At 67.7% G+C, this 14,072-nt stretch carries 19 protein-coding genes; 3 read left to right on the top strand and 16 right to left on the bottom strand.

Annotated elements, in window-relative coordinates:
• Window positions 1-10: 10 nt before the first annotated feature.
• The 12 genes from G3T37_RS10570 to G3T37_RS10515 all read right to left on the bottom strand — a co-directional run bounded on the left by G3T37_RS10570 (window position 11) and on the right by G3T37_RS10515 (window position 8,958).
• On the bottom strand, window positions 11-298 hold the full coding sequence (locus tag G3T37_RS10570) for an HU family DNA-binding protein (RefSeq protein WP_163473866.1): 288 nt from the start codon (window positions 296-298) through the stop codon (window positions 11-13).
• A gap of 82 nt (window positions 299-380) precedes the next feature.
• Window positions 381-686, bottom strand: coding sequence for a 30S ribosomal protein S14 (gene rpsN / locus G3T37_RS10565; RefSeq protein WP_163473865.1), 306 nt, complete (start codon window positions 684-686; stop codon window positions 381-383).
• Between the two features lie 4 nt (window positions 687-690).
• On the bottom strand, window positions 691-858 hold the full coding sequence (gene rpmG / locus G3T37_RS10560; protein WP_163473864.1) for a 50S ribosomal protein L33: 168 nt from the start codon (window positions 856-858) through the stop codon (window positions 691-693).
• A complete protein-coding gene (rpmB, locus tag G3T37_RS10555) occupies window positions 858-1,094 on the bottom strand; it encodes a 50S ribosomal protein L28 (RefSeq protein ID WP_055857759.1) in 237 nt (78 codons plus the stop codon). Before rpmB ends, rpmG begins: the two co-directional genes overlap by 1 nt.
• A gap of 132 nt (window positions 1,095-1,226) precedes the next feature.
• Window positions 1,227-1,625: a Fur family transcriptional regulator gene (locus tag G3T37_RS10550; protein WP_163473863.1), complete on the bottom strand. Its 399-nt coding sequence runs from the start codon at window positions 1,623-1,625 to the stop codon at window positions 1,227-1,229.
• The gene (locus tag G3T37_RS10545) at window positions 1,622-2,521 is read right to left on the bottom strand and encodes a metal ABC transporter permease (protein WP_163473862.1); all 900 of its coding nucleotides are present in this window, start codon (window positions 2,519-2,521) and stop codon (window positions 1,622-1,624) included. The genes G3T37_RS10550 and G3T37_RS10545 overlap by 4 nt, the downstream gene beginning before the upstream one ends.
• Window positions 2,518-3,330 (bottom strand): metal ABC transporter ATP-binding protein, encoded by an 813-nt coding sequence (locus G3T37_RS10540; protein WP_163473861.1) that lies wholly within the window; start codon window positions 3,328-3,330, stop codon window positions 2,518-2,520. The genes G3T37_RS10545 and G3T37_RS10540 overlap by 4 nt, the downstream gene beginning before the upstream one ends.
• On the bottom strand, window positions 3,330-4,256 hold the full coding sequence (locus G3T37_RS10535) for a metal ABC transporter solute-binding protein, Zn/Mn family (protein WP_163473860.1): 927 nt from the start codon (window positions 4,254-4,256) through the stop codon (window positions 3,330-3,332). The genes G3T37_RS10540 and G3T37_RS10535 overlap by 1 nt, the downstream gene beginning before the upstream one ends.
• A gap of 132 nt (window positions 4,257-4,388) precedes the next feature.
• Window positions 4,389-5,741, bottom strand: coding sequence for a dihydrolipoamide acetyltransferase family protein (locus G3T37_RS10530; protein ID WP_163473859.1), 1,353 nt, complete (start codon window positions 5,739-5,741; stop codon window positions 4,389-4,391).
• A gap of 15 nt (window positions 5,742-5,756) precedes the next feature.
• A complete protein-coding gene (locus G3T37_RS10525; RefSeq protein WP_163473858.1) occupies window positions 5,757-6,740 on the bottom strand; it encodes an alpha-ketoacid dehydrogenase subunit beta in 984 nt (327 codons plus the stop codon).
• Entirely contained in the window at window positions 6,737-7,861 is a 1,125-nt protein-coding gene (gene pdhA, locus G3T37_RS10520; protein WP_163473857.1) for a pyruvate dehydrogenase (acetyl-transferring) E1 component subunit alpha, read from the bottom strand. The genes G3T37_RS10525 and pdhA overlap by 4 nt, the downstream gene beginning before the upstream one ends.
• A gap of 23 nt (window positions 7,862-7,884) precedes the next feature.
• Window positions 7,885-8,958, bottom strand: a complete 1,074-nt coding sequence (locus G3T37_RS10515) for a histidinol-phosphate transaminase (protein WP_163473856.1) — start codon at window positions 8,956-8,958, stop codon at window positions 7,885-7,887.
• A 50-nt stretch (window positions 8,959-9,008) separates the two neighbouring features.
• On the opposite strand from G3T37_RS10515, the gene G3T37_RS10510 reads away from it, so the two are divergent.
• A complete protein-coding gene (locus tag G3T37_RS10510; protein ID WP_163473855.1) occupies window positions 9,009-9,404 on the top strand; it encodes a phage holin family protein in 396 nt (131 codons plus the stop codon).
• Here G3T37_RS10510 and G3T37_RS10505 read toward each other — a convergent pair.
• Window positions 9,370-10,854 carry an alpha/beta hydrolase gene (locus G3T37_RS10505; RefSeq protein ID WP_163473854.1) on the bottom strand — a complete coding sequence of 495 codons (1,485 nt, stop codon included), beginning with the start codon at window positions 10,852-10,854 and terminating at the stop codon, window positions 9,370-9,372. The genes G3T37_RS10510 and G3T37_RS10505 overlap by 35 nt on opposite strands.
• Window positions 10,844-11,107, bottom strand: coding sequence for a hypothetical protein (locus G3T37_RS10500; RefSeq protein ID WP_163473853.1), 264 nt, complete (start codon window positions 11,105-11,107; stop codon window positions 10,844-10,846). Before G3T37_RS10500 ends, G3T37_RS10505 begins: the two co-directional genes overlap by 11 nt.
• A gap of 127 nt (window positions 11,108-11,234) precedes the next feature.
• Between G3T37_RS10500 and G3T37_RS10495 the strand changes: the two genes are divergently transcribed.
• Together G3T37_RS10495 and purB are read left to right on the top strand one after the other, a co-directional pair.
• Window positions 11,235-11,759, top strand: coding sequence for a low molecular weight protein-tyrosine-phosphatase (locus G3T37_RS10495; protein WP_163473852.1), 525 nt, complete (start codon window positions 11,235-11,237; stop codon window positions 11,757-11,759).
• Window positions 11,756-13,141: an adenylosuccinate lyase gene (gene purB, locus G3T37_RS10490; protein ID WP_163473851.1), complete on the top strand. Its 1,386-nt coding sequence runs from the start codon at window positions 11,756-11,758 to the stop codon at window positions 13,139-13,141. The genes G3T37_RS10495 and purB overlap by 4 nt, the downstream gene beginning before the upstream one ends.
• Before the next feature lie 17 nt (window positions 13,142-13,158).
• Here purB and G3T37_RS10485 read toward each other — a convergent pair whose 3' ends face one another.
• Both G3T37_RS10485 and G3T37_RS10480 read right to left on the bottom strand, forming a co-directional pair.
• Window positions 13,159-13,401: a hypothetical protein gene (locus tag G3T37_RS10485; protein ID WP_163473850.1), complete on the bottom strand. Its 243-nt coding sequence runs from the start codon at window positions 13,399-13,401 to the stop codon at window positions 13,159-13,161.
• On the bottom strand, window positions 13,398-14,030 hold the full coding sequence (locus tag G3T37_RS10480; RefSeq protein ID WP_163473849.1) for a hypothetical protein: 633 nt from the start codon (window positions 14,028-14,030) through the stop codon (window positions 13,398-13,400). Before G3T37_RS10480 ends, G3T37_RS10485 begins: the two co-directional genes overlap by 4 nt.
• Between the last annotated feature and the right edge of the window lie 42 nt (window positions 14,031-14,072).

The following is a 14,072-nucleotide window of genomic DNA, read 5'->3' as shown; positions in this document are numbered from 1 at the left end:
AGCGTGGAGACTACTTGGCGGCAGCCTTCAGCTTGCTACCGGCGCTGATCTTGACGCCGTTGCTCGCTGCGATCTGGATCGCCTCGCCCGTCTGCGGGTTGCGACCGGCACGAGCCGCACGGTGGGTGCGCTCAACCGCGAGCCAGCCCGGGATGGTGACCTTGGTGCCCTGGGCCACCGAGGTGGACAGGGTGGAGAAAAGAGCGTCGAGAACGCCGTTGACGGCGGCCTGGCTCTGGCCGGACTCGGCAGCGACAGCTGCCACCAGCTCGGTACGGTTCAGTGACTTGTCAGCCATGAGTTGTCCTCCTCGGACCTTGTGCAATTAGAGCAAACGGTAACCGTCTCACAGGCCGAGGCGCTGTGAGACCGCCTCGAACCTACCAGCTTGACTTGGTAATACCGGGCAATTCGCCTCGGTGAGCCATGTCGCGGAAGCGAACACGGGAGACGCCGAACTGGCTGAGGTATCCGCGGGGGCGACCGTCGATGGCGTCGCGACCGCGCAGACGCACCGGCGACGCGTCGCGCGGGAGCTTCTGCAGGCCGACGCGGGCGGCCTCGCGGGACTCGTCGGTGCCGTTCGGGTCGACGAGCGCCTTCTTGAGCTCGAGACGCTTGGCGGCGTAACGCGCAACGATGACCGCGCGCTGGTCGTTCTTGGCGATCTTGCTTTTCTTGGCCATGTGTTTAGCGCTCCTCGCGGAATTCGACGTGCTTGCGCACGACGGGGTCGTACTTCTTCAGCACGAGACGGTCAGGGTCGTTGCGGCGGTTCTTGCGGGTCACGTAGGTGTACCCGGTGCCCGCGGTGGAGCGGAGCTTGATGATGGGACGGATGTCCTGCTGCTTGGCCATTAGATCTTCTCCCCACGAGCGAGCAGATCCTTGACGACCGACTCGATGCCACGAGCGTCAATGACCTTGATTCCCTTGGCGCTGAGCGTCAGGGTGACGTTACGACGAAGCGACGGCACGAAGTACGTCTTCTTCTGGATGTTCGGGTCGAAACGACGCTTGGTGCGTCGGTGCGAGTGCGAAATGTTGTGACCGAAACCGGGAACGGCTCCTGTCACCTGGCATACGGCTGCCATGACTCTCCTCAAGTTACCGTGGGGCGAAATGCCCCACCCAAGATCTCTTGTCGGCACGCACAGAATCCACGACAGACTCGCGAAAGGTGGATTGGCGCACAAAGCAGGCGGGTAGGCCGCCTGACCAAGGGTCTACGTTACGGGAGTACGCGCGATGGTGCAAGCCGCGCACAGCCCGAAGACGTCCACGACGTGGCTCGGCTGGGTGAATCCATGCGATTCGGCGACGGATGCGGCCCAGGCCTCCACGGCATCCGCCTCGATCTCGACCGTCAGCCCGCAGCTGCGGCAGATCAGGTGGTGATGGTGGCTGTTCGGAGTGCACGCCCGATAGAGGCTCTCGCCCTCCTGCTGGAGGGAGTCCGCATCGCCCTCGACCGCGAGGTCGGCGAGCGCGCGGTAGACCGTGGCGAGCCCGATCGGCGAGCCCGCCTCCCGAAGCGCCGTATGCAGCGCCTGGGCGCTCACGAATCCCTCCGATGAGGTGAGGGCGTCGCGCACCGCCTCACGTTGCCACGTGTTGCGCTTCATGGCCGAAATCCTAGCGAGGCGGCCTCCGCTCGTCCCCGGCGGTCGCTCCGACCCGAGACATCTCTCCGGGCGCCCACCACGCGACAGATGAGGTAGATCGCGAAGGAGATCGTCGTGACGTACGGACTGATGGGCAGCCCACCGCCGAGGGCGAGCAGAATCCCGCCGACGACCGAGGTCACCGCGAACGCCACGCTGAGCAGGGGCGTGACGAGGGGCGATGCCGTCACCCGCATCGCTGCCGCGGCGGGAGTGACCAGCAGCGAGAGCACGAGAAGCGCGCCCACCACCTGGATCGACACGGCCACCGCGAGGCCGAGCAAGACCATGAACACGATCGACAGCGTGCGCACCGGCAGCCCACGGGCCGTGGCGACCTCCGCATCCACGCTCGCGAAGGTCAGTGGACGCCAGATGACGAGGAGCGCCGCCACCACCACGATGGACACGATGACGAGGGTCAGCAGCTGCGGGTCATCCACCGACACGATCTGGCCGGTGAGCAGGCCGAACTTGTTGGCGCTGCGCCCTCGATACAGCGCCAGAAACAGGATGCCGAGGCCGAGACCGAAGGGCATGAGCACGGCGATGATCGAGTTGCGTTCACGCGCCCGCGCACCGAGGATGCCGATGATGAGGGCGGCCAGCAGCGAGCCGGCGGCGGAGCCCGCCACGACGTTCGCGCCCAGCAGGAGTGCGGCCGCCGCACCCGCGAACGAGAGCTCGCTGATGCCGTGAACGGCGAAGGCGAGGTCTCGCGTCATCACGAAGACGCCGATCAACCCGCCGACGACGCCCAGGAGGGCCCCCGCCAGAATCGAATTGTGCACGAGCACGAGGAGCGCGCCGTAGTCGCTGAAGTCGAAGATCTGCGACCACACGTCCGACCCGCTCATGCGTGCTTCTCCTCGTCGATGTGGTGGGCGTGCGCCTCGCTGCCCTCGGGCCCGCCGACCACGATGATGCGGCCTCGGCTGTGGAACACGTCGACGGTCGTTCCGTACATCTCGCTCAGCACCTCCGAGCGCAGCACCTCGTCGGGGGTGCCCACACGGAACTGTCCCCCCGCGAGGTAGAGCACCCGATCGACCATCCCGAGGATGGGGTTCACGTCGTGAGTCACGAAGACGACCGCGGTGTCGATGCGGCGGCGCTGCTCGTCGATGAGCTCGCTGACCGCGCGCTGGTGGGCGAGGTCGAGCGAGAGCAGCGGCTCATCGCACAGCAGCAGGGCGGGATTGCCGACAACGGACTGCGCAATGCGCACCCTCTGCTGCTCGCCGCCGGAGAGGGAGGCGACGGGCGCCTTCGCGTAGGCGGTCGCGCCCACCGCGTCGAGAGCCTCGTCGACCCGCCGTCGCTCGGCGGGGGAGAGGTGGGGGAGACCCCAGCGCCGACCGTTCACCCCGAAGGCGACGAGATCCCGGGCGCGGATGGGGGTGCCCTGATCGAGCGGCTTCTGCTGGGGCACGTAGCCGATGCGGTCGTTTCCGCGTCCGACAGGCTGTCCGAGCAGCTCGATACGCCCGGAGGTCAGGGTCACCTGCCCGAGGATCGCGCGCAGCAGGCTCGTCTTGCCGGTGCCGTTCGGGCCGATCACTGCCAGGAATTCGCCCGCGCGCACCTGGAGGTCGAGGCCGGACCAGAGTTCGCGGTCGCCGTAGCGGAGGCGGGCATCCGTCAATTCGAGCACTGGCGCGGCCATCACTGCACCGCCTTCGCGATCTGGTCGACCATGCGGGTCATCCAGCCGAGGTAGTCGACGCCCGCGGGCACCGTCTCATACACCGCGATGACCGGGATGCCCGCGGCCTTCGCGGCCCGCGTCACCGCGTCGGTCTCGACGCTCGAGGTCTGCGCGTTGTAGGCGAGCAGTGCCACCCGGTGACCGCTGAAGAGCGCAAGCGTCTGGCGCAGGAGGGCGGGGGAGACGTCGGTGCCCTGTTCGATCGCCGCGCTGAAGCCCTCCGGGGTGCGGTCGACCAGGCCCATGGCCTCCAGCATGTACAGCGGCACCGGTTCGGTGATCGCCACGCCCGTGCCCCGGGCGGTCGCCGCGACCGCGGCCTCCGCGGCGCGCAGCGTCGCCAGCTTCGCATCGAACGCGGCAAGACGGGTCGCGAAGGACGACGCGCGGGACGGGTCGATCCGGGTCAGTTCCGCGCTGATCCGTGCGGCGACCTTCGCCACCGTGGGAAAGTCGTACCAGAGGTGCTCGTTGAAATCGCCACCCGCGGGGTGCTGGTCGTAGCCCGAGATATCGGCGGCGTTCAGCACGGTCGCCTGCGTGTTGGCTGCGCCGCGGAGCAGGGTGTCGACGAAGTCGTCATAGCCGCCACCGTTCTCGATGACGAGCGTCGCGCGCGACAGCGCGAGTTGCACGCGCGCGTCGGCCTCGTAGGAGTGCGGGTCCTGCGAGGGGTCGGCGATGATCGAGTCGACGCGCACGGCCGATCCGCCGATCGCCATCGCGATGTCGCCGTAGACGTTCGTGGAGGCGACCACCGGGATTCGAGTGTCCGGGGGAGCCGCGGAGCTGCTGCAGCCGGCGAGCGCGGAAGCGAGGAGGACGGCGGCGAAGGTTGCGGGAAGCACCCGGGAGCGGGCGCGGAGACGCGGGAAGGGGCTCATGATGAGCTTTCTAAACGAGAAGGGTATTGATACTCGTTATCAATAGTAGGGTGCGCAGGTGCCACGCGCCACTCCGCAGCATCGACGCGACCAGACGCGTCTCACGTGAACCCCGCGTCGCGGGGTCGCTCCTCAGTCGAGCAGGAGCGCCGGCTCCTCGAGGATGCTCGCCACATCGGCCACGAATCGCGAGGCGACGTCGCCATCGACGATTCGGTGGTCGAAGCTTCCCGCGACGGTCGTGACGAACCGCGGGCGCACCTCGCCGTCCACGATCCACGGCTTCTGCTTGATCGTTCCCATGGCGAGAATCGCGGCTTCGCCCGGATTCAGGATCGGCGTTCCGGTGTCCATGCCGAACGAGCCGACGTTCGTGATGGTGATGGTGCCGCCCGCCATGTCGGAGGGCTGCGCCTTGCCGTCGCGCGCCGTGATCGTGAGGTTCTCGAGCGCCTTGGCGAGCTCCAGCAGCGACAGCTCCTGGGCGTCCTTGATGTTGGGCACGAGCAGACCGCGCGGTGTCGCGGCCGCGATGCCCAGATTGACGTAGTGGTGGACCGTGATCTCCTTGTCGGTCCACGAGGAGTTGACGGTCGGGTTGCGCCGCACCGCCCAGATGAGCGCCTTGGCGACGATCAGGAGTGGAGAGACTCGGATTCCGGCGAAGTCGGTCGAGGCCTTGAGCCGCTTCACGAACTCCATGGTGCGCGTGGCGTCGATGTCGACGAATACGCTGACGTGCGGGGCGGTGAAGGCGCTCTGCACCATTGCGGTCGCGATCGCCTTGCGCACTCCCTTGACGGGAATCTTCTCCTCGCGCTCATCCGACCACGCCGGGGTCTCGATGTTGCGGAACACGCTCGCCTGCTTCGCCTCGCGCACCACGTCGTCACGGGTGATCTCGCCCACGAGGCCCGTGCCGGTGACCGTGGTCAGGTCGACGCCGAGGTCTTTGGCCAGCTTGCGGATCGGCGGCTTCGCGATCACGCCGACCGCCGCGGCCGCCGGCACCGAGGCCGGAGCGGTCGTCACGGGGGCCGGGGCCGTGGGGGCGGGCGCGGATGACCCGCTCGCCTCGACCCGCCGACGCCGTGACCCGGCGTGCCCCTTACTGCCGTACCCGACGAGCGTTGCCGGCGCCTTGTCCTCGACGGGTTCGCGGTCGACGGTCGCCGCGGTCGCGAGGATCGTCGCCGACTCCTCCTCGCTCGCGTTCGGTACCGTGGGCGCGGCTCCGGCCGCTCCGCCCGTCGTCACGACGATGATCGGGGTGCCGACATCGACCGTCTGGCCCTCTTCGACCAGGATCGCCCCGACCGTGCCCTCGAACGGCGACGGCAGCTCGACGAGCGACTTCGCCGTCTCGATCTCCACCAGCACCTGGTTGATGGTGACGGAATCGCCGGGCGCAACCTTCCAGGTCACGATCTCAGCCTCGGTCAAACCCTCGCCGACATCGGGGAGGAGGAACTCGGAGTCAGCCATGCGATCAGTCCTTAGCTAGTACGCGAGCGCCCGGTCGACGGCGTCGAGCACGCGGTCGGCATCGGGCAGATAGACGGTTTCGAGCTTCGCGGGCGGGAACGGGGTGTCGAAACCGGCGACGCGGATCACCGGCGCCTCGAGCGAGTAGAACGCCTTCTCCGTCACCGTGGCCGCGATCTCCGAGCCCACGCTCACGAAGCCGGGCGCCTCCTGAGCGAGCACGAGTCGGCCGGTCTTGCGCACGGAGGCGAGGATCGGGTCGTAGTCGATGGGGGAGATGGAGCGGAGGTCGATGACCTCGATGCTCGTGCCCTCGGCCGCGGCGATCTCGGCGGCTTGCAGCAGAACGGAGAGCATGGCGCCGTGCCCGAGCAGGGTGACCTCGGTGCCCTCGCGCACAACCCGGCTGCTGTGCAAGGGACGGCCGCTCTCGCTCAGGTCGACGTCGCCCTTGGGCCAGTATCGGCTCTTCGGCTCGAAGAACATGACGGGGTCGTTGCTCGCGATCGCCTCCTGGATCATCCAGTAGGCGTCGTGGGGTGTCGACGGGCTGACCGAGCGGAGTCCGGCGGTGTGGGCGAAGTAGGCCTCGGGGCTCTCCTGGTGGTGCTCGACGGCGCCGATGTGGCCGCCATACGGAACCCGGATGACCACCGGCATGGTGATCGTGCCGTCGTGCCGGTTGGTCAGCTTCGCCAGTTGCGAGGTGATCTGGTCGAAGCCGGGGTAGATGAATCCGTCGAACTGGATCTCGCACACGGGGCGATACCCGGCGAGCGCCAGGCCGATCGCGGTCCCCACGATCCCGGATTCCGCGAGCGGGGTGTCCATCACCCGCTGCTTCCCGAATTCGGCTTGCAGGCCCTCGGTGACGCGGAACACGCCGCCCAGCGGGCCGATGTCCTCGCCCATGAGGAGCACCTTCGGGTCGTCGGCGAGCGCCTTGCGCAGCCCGGCGTTGAGGGCCTTCGCCATGGGCATCGACTGCAGCTCACTCATTCGGCGGCACCCTCCGCGTCGAAGGACGCCTCGTAGTCGGCGAGCCACTGCTTCTGCTGCTGCATGAGCGGGTGCGGTTCGGAGTAGACGTTGTCGAACATGTTCTCGACCGGGGGAATCCCCAGCTCGAGCGTGCGGCGGCGCACGTCGGATGCCGTGTCGGCGGCTTCGGCGTCGACGTCGCGGAAGAACTCCTCGCCCTCGCCTCTGCCCCGCAGGTAGCTGGCGAAGCGCGTGATCGGGTCGAGCGCCATCCAGTGCTCGAGCTCCTCCTGCGTGCGGTACTTGGTGGGGTCGTCGCTGGAGGTGTGCGCACCGATGCGGTAGGTGAGCGCCTCGATGAATCGCGGCCCCTGCCCGCTGCGCGCCTCATCCATCGCCTTTCGCGTGGCGGCGTAGCTGATCAGCACGTCGTTGCCATCGATCTGGATGCCCGGGATCCCGAACCCCGAGGGGCGCAGGTACAGCGGCGTGCGTGACTGCGTCGACACGGGAACCGAGATGGCCCACTGGTTGTTCTGCAGGAAGAAGACCTCGGGCGTCTGATAAGACGCCGCGAACACGAGGGCCTCGCTCACGTCGCCCTGACTCGTGGCCCCGTCACCGAAGTACACGATGACGGCGCGATCGCGCTCCGGATCGCCCGTGTTCGTGTCGCCGTCGAGCTGGATGCCCATCGCGTACCCGGTCGCGTGCAGCGACTGCGAGCCGATGACGAGCGTGTAGATGTGGAAGTTGTTCTTCTCCCGGGGATCCCAGCCGCCGTGGGTGAGACCTCGCAGCATGCGGACGATGTCGACGTAGTCGACGCCCCGGATGTGCGCGATGGCGTGCTCGCGATAGGCGGGGAACACGTGGTCCTGCGGCCGGGCGGCGAATCCGGAGCCCACTTGCGCAGCCTCCTGGCCCATGCTGGGCACCCACAGCCCCATCTGCCCCTGTCGCTGCAGATTGGTGGCCTCGACATCGAAGGCGCGCGTCACCACCATCACGCGATGGAACTCGCGCAGTTGCTGGTCGGTCAGCTGCTGGATGAGCGGGAGATACTCGGCGGAGGCGTCGCTTTCGACGAGTCGGCCCTCCGGGGAGAGCAGCTGCAGCGTCGCCTCTGTGTAAGACATGGAATCCAATCTAACGTGGCGCGTTAGACGGCTGTTCGTAGGTTGCGGACAACCTCAGCCGAAGCCCTTAGGAGTTTGTCCACAGCGGCGGGCTCTCCGATCGTCACTCGAAGGCCCTCCCCGAGCGCACGCGCGATGATGCCGTGCTCGGCGAAGACATCGGCGGCAGCTGCGGTGGCGGAGCCGGTGGGGAGCCAGACGAAGTTGCCATGCGGCCTGGGCGAGTCCCATCCCTGGTCGACGAGGGATCGCCAGACCTCGTCGCGAAGGACAGTGATCCGGGCGACCCGCTCGAGGAGCTCGTCCTCGTGGTCGAGCGACGCGATGGCGGCGTTCTGGGCCTGTCCGATCACAGAGAGCGGGATGGCGGTCGCGCGCGCGGCATCCATCACGTACTCCGGGCCGAACGCGTAGCCGATCCGCAGGCCCGCGAGGCCGTAGGCCTTCGAGAAGGTGCGGAGCACGACGAGGTTGGGGTGGCGGCCCAGCAGCGGGATTCCACGGACGGCGGACTCGTCGGTGACGAATTCGATGTAGGCCTCATCGAGAACGACGAGCACGGTGCGGGGAACGGCGCCCATGAACGTCTCGAATTCCGCCGCCGTGACGACGGTGCTCGTGGGGTTGTTGGGCGAGCAGACGATGACGACACGGGTGCGCTCCGTGATGGCGGCCGCCATGGCCGGAAGATCGTGGCGATGGTCCGCGGTGTTCGGCACCTCGACGCTCGTGGCGCCCGCGACGGTGACGAGACCGGGGTAGGCCTCGAAGCTGCGCCAGCTGTACACGACTTCGTCGCCAGGTGCGGCCGCCGCGGTGATGAGTTGCGCCAGGATCGACACCGAGCCCGCGCCCACCTGAATCTCCGCCGGCGTCACGCCCAGTCTCTCGGCGAGCCGCTCGCGAAGCGCGAGCGCGGTGGCGTCCGGGTACCGGTTGACGGGAGCGGCCGCGATCGCGTCGAGCACTGCGGGCAGCGGTTCGAACGGGTTCTCGTTGGATGACAGCTTGAAAGCGTTGTCAGCGGCGGGCTTGCCCTGTCGGTAGGGGGCGAGAGATTCGATGGCGGGGCGGAGGCGAACACGGGGCGACGTCACGGTGACCAGCCTAATTGCGGCACGCTCGGAGCCCGGTGCATAGTAGGCGCATGCGCAGATTCCTGGTTCGGCTCATCATCAACGCGGTCGCTCTGTGGCTCACGACTCTCATCGTGGCGGGCGTCAAGGTCGAGCCCTACGACTCGGGTGCCCTCGCGACGATTGTGACCTACCTGCTGGTCGCCCTCATCTTCGGCATCGTCAACGGCGTCATCGGAAATCTCATCCGCATCGTCGCCTTCCCGCTCTACATCCTCACTCTCGGTCTCGTCGCGCTTCTCGTGAACGGTCTGCTGCTGCTCCTGGTCTCGTGGCTGTCGAGCCTGATGGGGTTCGGACTCGTGGTGAGCGGCTTCTGGTGGGGGGTTCTGGGCGCGCTCGTGCTGGGCATCCTCAGCTGGATCATCGGGATCATTTTGCGGCCCCTTGCAGGGCGGGATCGCTAGCGGCGGGGACTCGCTCCGCCCGCCAGTACTCGGATTCGCCCGCCGTCGCGCCGGCGGTGAAGTCGTGCACGAAGTCGTGCAGCTCCCGTCCCAGCTCACTGTGCTGGTGATCGAGCTTCCGGGCGAAGCTTGGGTACGCGTCTCCGGTGTGGGACGCGAACGCGCTCCCCGGGTGCAGGGCGTGGGCGGCGGTCATGTCGCGCCGGTAGATGATCGCCGCGGGGTCGCGGTCGGGCCCGCCCATCGCCGCGACCGGGTCCTCCATGTTCTTGACGATGAAGTGCTTGATGTCGCCGGGCACGATCATCTGACCCACGGGGGAGCCGAAGGAGGCGACCGCGCGCACGTTGAACTCGCCCCGAGCGGCCACCTCGGTCGCGGCCGTGCCGCCCTGCGAATGCCCGACGATCATCACCGGATCGGTCGGGGAGATCCCGGCCTCGTGCATCATCTCGAGCACCGCGCGGGTCGATGCGGCCGTCTGCTCCGGCGTGCCCTCGGGGTGGCCGGGGGAGATGCCGTGCCCCACGCCGTGGATATTGCTCGTCATGTCGAACGGCTCTGTGCCCGGCACCGGATTGAAGTCGATAGTGCCCGCGACATAGACCACCCAGTGCAGCGATCCATCCGGCATCACATACCTGTCGATGCGCACCCGCGCGTTGCCGATCTGCGCTGAGGCGACGGGGATGCCCGCGAACAGGCTCGCGACCGAGTCCACCGGCCGGATGGCGAGAGTGTGCCGCACCCGCTCCACCCGGATGCCCGTCTCGCGCAGCATTCCTAATTGGGCGAGTGCCGTCGCGATCGCGCTCGCCGACAGCGCGAGTTCGGACGGATGCCCGTAACCGTCATCCGGTCCCCCTTTCATCGACTGGGCCTTGCGGGCGGCGGAGCCGTATGGCCGTCCATGCAGACCATCCCAGAAGTCGTCGCAGTTCATCTCGATCTCGCTGATGATCTCGGGCAGCACGTGGTTGTTGAGCAGCGCCGGGTGCTCCCGGGCGAAGCTCCTGACCAGACCGAGTGCGAATCCGAGCAGCCCGGTGCTCATCCCCAGCCCCAAGATGCCCAGGCCCGCGACGAGCAGACCGCCCGCCAGCGAGGGATTGCTGTACAGCATGAATCCCACCTCCCACGCCGCGACCGACGAGGCGCTGCGCACCGCCGTCAACACCGCGTGGTTGGCCTCCGAGTACAGCTCGATGCTCGTCGTCACCGCGGTGACGAGCCGACGGCACCGGGTCGAGGCGAGATGCAACTCGTGAGAGGCATCGAGGAGGGAAGAGGTCGCCCGCGGCGCGATCCCGTTCACGGTCATGGCCGCGACCTCGCGGTGGCAGGATTCGAGGTGGTGCTGCAGGTGGCGCAACTGGTCGAGGCCGGCCCGCATCCCGTCGGTCGCGACCATGGTCGAGCCGCCGCCGCTGATCTCGATCTCATCGGACATGCGCCACCCCCATCGTCACTTCGATCACGGCGGCGTCGGTCGCATTCTCGGCGCGCCAGAGCGCATGCCGAGCCGACGACAGTTCGCGGTGCAGCCTGACGACGGCGCTGCGGTACGCGTCTGCCGCGGGGCCGGACCAGCCGTGCGGCGGGTGCTCCGCCGGAGTCGCCGCCGCGACTTCGCGATCGATTCGTGCGAGCGCCTCACGTTGCGCGAGGATCTGGGACGGGTCGGGGATGGCGCTGGGAATCATGGCGTCCTTTCTGTCGCCACGAGTGTGTCGATGACCTCGCCGCCGCATCCCGCGAGTCCCGCCGCTCGTGTAAGGATCCGAGGAAATGCCACCTGTGCAGGAGCGCAAAACGCGGGAGACTATGGGCATGAGTTTCGACCGCGTACTCGACGAGTCGGCGCTCTTCCGAATCTGCTTCGTCTGCACCGGCAACATCTGCCGATCGCCCATGGCCGAGGCCGTGTTCCGGTCCCTCGTGGCCCGGGCGGGACTCAGCGACGCGATCGCGGTGTCGTCGGCCGGCACCGGCGACTGGCACGTCGGGGAGCAGTCGGATGACCGCACGCTCGACGCACTCCGCGCCCACGGCCTCGACGGCCGCAGCCACCGGGCGCGCCAGTTCGACCCGGAGTGGTTCGAGCGGCTCGACCTCGTCGTCGTGTTCGACCGCAGCCAGGAGCGCATCCTGAAGGCATGGGCGGGAAACGACCTCGACCGTTCCAAGGTTCAGCTGCTGCTCGGTTTCGACGGTGAGCACACCGGTTCGCTCGATGTGCCCGACCCGTACTACTCGGATGCCGCTATGTTCGATCAGGTGCTTGCGATGATCGAACGCGCCTGCACCGTCCTCTTCCGCCAGGTCACCCCCGGAATCTCTAAGGGAGCTTCATGAGCCCGATGCCCGCACAGCCCATCAGCCCGCTCGACGGTCGGTACCGCCCCGCGGTGACCGAGTTGGGCGAGTTCCTCTCGGAGGCCGGGCTCAATCGTGCCCGCGTGCGCGTCGAGGTGGAGTGGCTGATCTATCTCACGAGTCACGAGATGTTCGGTTCCCGTCGCCTCAGCACTGAGCAGACCCATGCCCTCCGCCAGCTCGTGACGGAGTTCGGTCAGGAGGAGATCGACGAACTCGGCGTTCTCGAGGCGACCACGCGGCACGACGTCAAGGCGGTGGAATATCTGGTGCGGCGCAAGCTCGCCGCACTCGGTCTCGGCGATGTGGCCGAACTGACCCACTTCGCGTGCACGAGCGAGGACATCAACAACCTCTCCTACGCGCTGACGATCGGCACCGCAGTGCGCGAGGTCTGGCTGCCGAAACTTCGCGCCCTCATCGCGGTCCTGCGCGAGCGGGCCGTCGCCCACCGCGACGATGCGATGCTCGCCCACACGCACGGCCAGCCCGCGACGCCCACGACGGTGGGCAAGGAGTTCGCGGTGTTCGTCGGCCGGCTCGAGCGCGTGCTCGCGCAGATCGAGGCGACGGAGTACCTGGGCAAGTTCAGCGGTGCCACGGGCACCTTCGCGGCTCACGTGGTCGCCGACGGGGAGGTCGACTGGCCCGCCGTCTCACGGGAGTTCGTGACCTCGCTCGGCCTCGACTGGAACCCGCTCACGACTCAGATCGAACCGCACGACTGGCAGGCAGAGCTGTACAGCCGAATCAGTCACGTCAATCGGATCCTCCACAATCTGTGCACCGACGCGTGGACCTACATCTCCATGGGCTATTTCACCCAGATTCCCCAGGCGGGCGCCACCGGGTCGTCGACGATGCCCCACAAGATCAACCCCATCCGATTCGAGAACGCGGAGGCGAACTTCGAGCTGTCGAGCGCCCTGCTCGAGTCGCTCGCCGCGACCCTCGTCACCTCACGGCTTCAGCGCGACCTCACCGACTCGACCACGCAGCGCAACGTCGGTGTCGCGATCGGCCACTCGCTCCTCGCCCTCGACAACCTCACCCGCGGACTCGGGGAGATCAATGTCGACACGGATGCCCTGCTCGCCGATCTCGACGGCAACTGGGAGATCCTCGGCGAGGCGATCCAGACGGTGATCCGCGCCGAGGTCACGGCGGGCCGCAGCTCCATCGCCGACCCCTACGCGTTGCTGAAGGAGCTGACCCGCGGCAAGCGCATCGGTCAGCCCGAGCTGGTCGCCTTCATCGACGGTCTCGACATCGGCGATGAGGCGAAGGACCGGCTCCGCGTGCTGACACCCGCCGCCTACACGGGAGTGGCGAGCGCGCTCGTCGATCACATCCTGCGCTGACGCCGGCTCGGCGCGAGTCAGTGACCCTTGCGGTCCTGGTCGTCGAGGTCCATGATCTCGGCATCGTCGGGCTTGCCCGTGATCGCGAGCGTCGCGAGGGTGACGAGCGTGACGATGAACGCGATGCCGAGGAAAACGGCACCGAGGCCGATATCGCGTGTCGACGCCGCCACCACGATGCCGACGAACACCGCGACGATCGCCGACAGGGTCAGGAGTTCGAGCGGCCGGAAGCGGTCCTTGCGACTCGGTTCGGTCACGATGCGGTTCCGTCCCGGGGAGTCGCGCTCGGTCCCCATTTCAGCGAGAGTGCGGCAATGATGAGGTAAACGGCCGTGATCGCGCCATAGACGCTCAACAGGCCGACGACGACCACCGAGGTATTGAGGATGCGGTCGGTGTGGTCGGGTGCCTGATAGTGCTGCACATAGTCGGGCGGGATGACCAGACTCACGATCGCGAGCACCGCCGTCAGCGCGCCCACGAACATCCAGTCGCGCGAGGTGGCGAGCCGCTCCCGTCGCGAGCGCAGACCGGCGTACAGCTCGAGGAAGCCGGTGATGGCGGCCCACCCGCTCAGCAGCACGAGGAACAGGGGAAGACCGACCTGCTGCCCTGCGAGGGCGAGGATTCCGGTGACCACGGAGACGATCGCCTGAACCAGGAAGATCGTGCGATACACGCCGCGGGCGAAGGCCCTGAGGGAGACGACGATCCCGGCGACGCCGCTGACGAGGGCGAATCCGCCCAGACAGGCAAGACCGAAGTCGGGGGAGTAGTTGCCGCCCGCGAAGGTGATCACGATCGCCAGCGCCGCTGCGGGAACAGCGCGCGTGAGCGGTACGTACCAGGGGGCCGTGGTCGGTGTCGTGAGTTCGGTGGCGGCCATCGCGTTCAGTTTACGCGGTCGCGGCCTGCCGAAACCGTGTGC

Origin of the sequence: Galbitalea soli (genome assembly GCF_010686725.1) — a bacterium.
GTDB lineage: Bacteria > Actinomycetota > Actinomycetes > Actinomycetales > Microbacteriaceae > Galbitalea > Galbitalea soli.
The sequence above is the reverse complement of the archived record's forward strand: the minus strand, read 5'-3'. Positions and strand labels throughout refer to the sequence as shown.

What these genes read in the sequence shown, in the direction of transcription:
- G3T37_RS10540 (WP_163473861.1), bottom strand. Translation starts at nt 3,330, where the DNA reads ATGGCCGCGCCAGTGCTCGAATTGACGGATGCCCGCCTCCGCTACGGC.
- G3T37_RS10500 (WP_163473853.1), bottom strand. Translation starts at nt 11,107, where the DNA reads ATGATTCCCAGCGCCATCCCCGACCCGTCCCAGATCCTCGCGCAACGT.
- rpmG (WP_163473864.1), bottom strand. Translation starts at nt 858, where the DNA reads ATGGCCAAGCAGCAGGACATCCGTCCCATCATCAAGCTCCGCTCCACC.
- pdhA (WP_163473857.1), bottom strand. Translation starts at nt 7,861, where the DNA reads ATGTCTTACACAGAGGCGACGCTGCAGCTGCTCTCCCCGGAGGGCCGA.
- G3T37_RS10545 (WP_163473862.1), bottom strand. Translation starts at nt 2,521, where the DNA reads ATGAGCGGGTCGGACGTGTGGTCGCAGATCTTCGACTTCAGCGACTAC.
- G3T37_RS10480 (WP_163473849.1), bottom strand. Translation starts at nt 14,030, where the DNA reads ATGGCCGCCACCGAACTCACGACACCGACCACGGCCCCCTGGTACGTA.
- rpsN (WP_163473865.1), bottom strand. Translation starts at nt 686, where the DNA reads ATGGCCAAGAAAAGCAAGATCGCCAAGAACGACCAGCGCGCGGTCATC.
- G3T37_RS10525 (WP_163473858.1), bottom strand. Translation starts at nt 6,740, where the DNA reads ATGAGTGAGCTGCAGTCGATGCCCATGGCGAAGGCCCTCAACGCCGGG.
- G3T37_RS10535 (WP_163473860.1), bottom strand. Translation starts at nt 4,256, where the DNA reads ATGAGCCCCTTCCCGCGTCTCCGCGCCCGCTCCCGGGTGCTTCCCGCA.
- G3T37_RS10495 (WP_163473852.1), top strand. Translation starts at nt 11,235, where the DNA reads ATGAGTTTCGACCGCGTACTCGACGAGTCGGCGCTCTTCCGAATCTGC.
- purB (WP_163473851.1), top strand. Translation starts at nt 11,756, where the DNA reads ATGAGCCCGATGCCCGCACAGCCCATCAGCCCGCTCGACGGTCGGTAC.
- G3T37_RS10505 (WP_163473854.1), bottom strand. Translation starts at nt 10,854, where the DNA reads ATGTCCGATGAGATCGAGATCAGCGGCGGCGGCTCGACCATGGTCGCG.
- G3T37_RS10550 (WP_163473863.1), bottom strand. Translation starts at nt 1,625, where the DNA reads ATGAAGCGCAACACGTGGCAACGTGAGGCGGTGCGCGACGCCCTCACC.
- G3T37_RS10530 (WP_163473859.1), bottom strand. Translation starts at nt 5,741, where the DNA reads ATGGCTGACTCCGAGTTCCTCCTCCCCGATGTCGGCGAGGGTTTGACC.
- G3T37_RS10570 (WP_163473866.1), bottom strand. Translation starts at nt 298, where the DNA reads ATGGCTGACAAGTCACTGAACCGTACCGAGCTGGTGGCAGCTGTCGCT.
- rpmB (WP_055857759.1), bottom strand. Translation starts at nt 1,094, where the DNA reads ATGGCAGCCGTATGCCAGGTGACAGGAGCCGTTCCCGGTTTCGGTCAC.
- G3T37_RS10510 (WP_163473855.1), top strand. Translation starts at nt 9,009, where the DNA reads ATGCGCAGATTCCTGGTTCGGCTCATCATCAACGCGGTCGCTCTGTGG.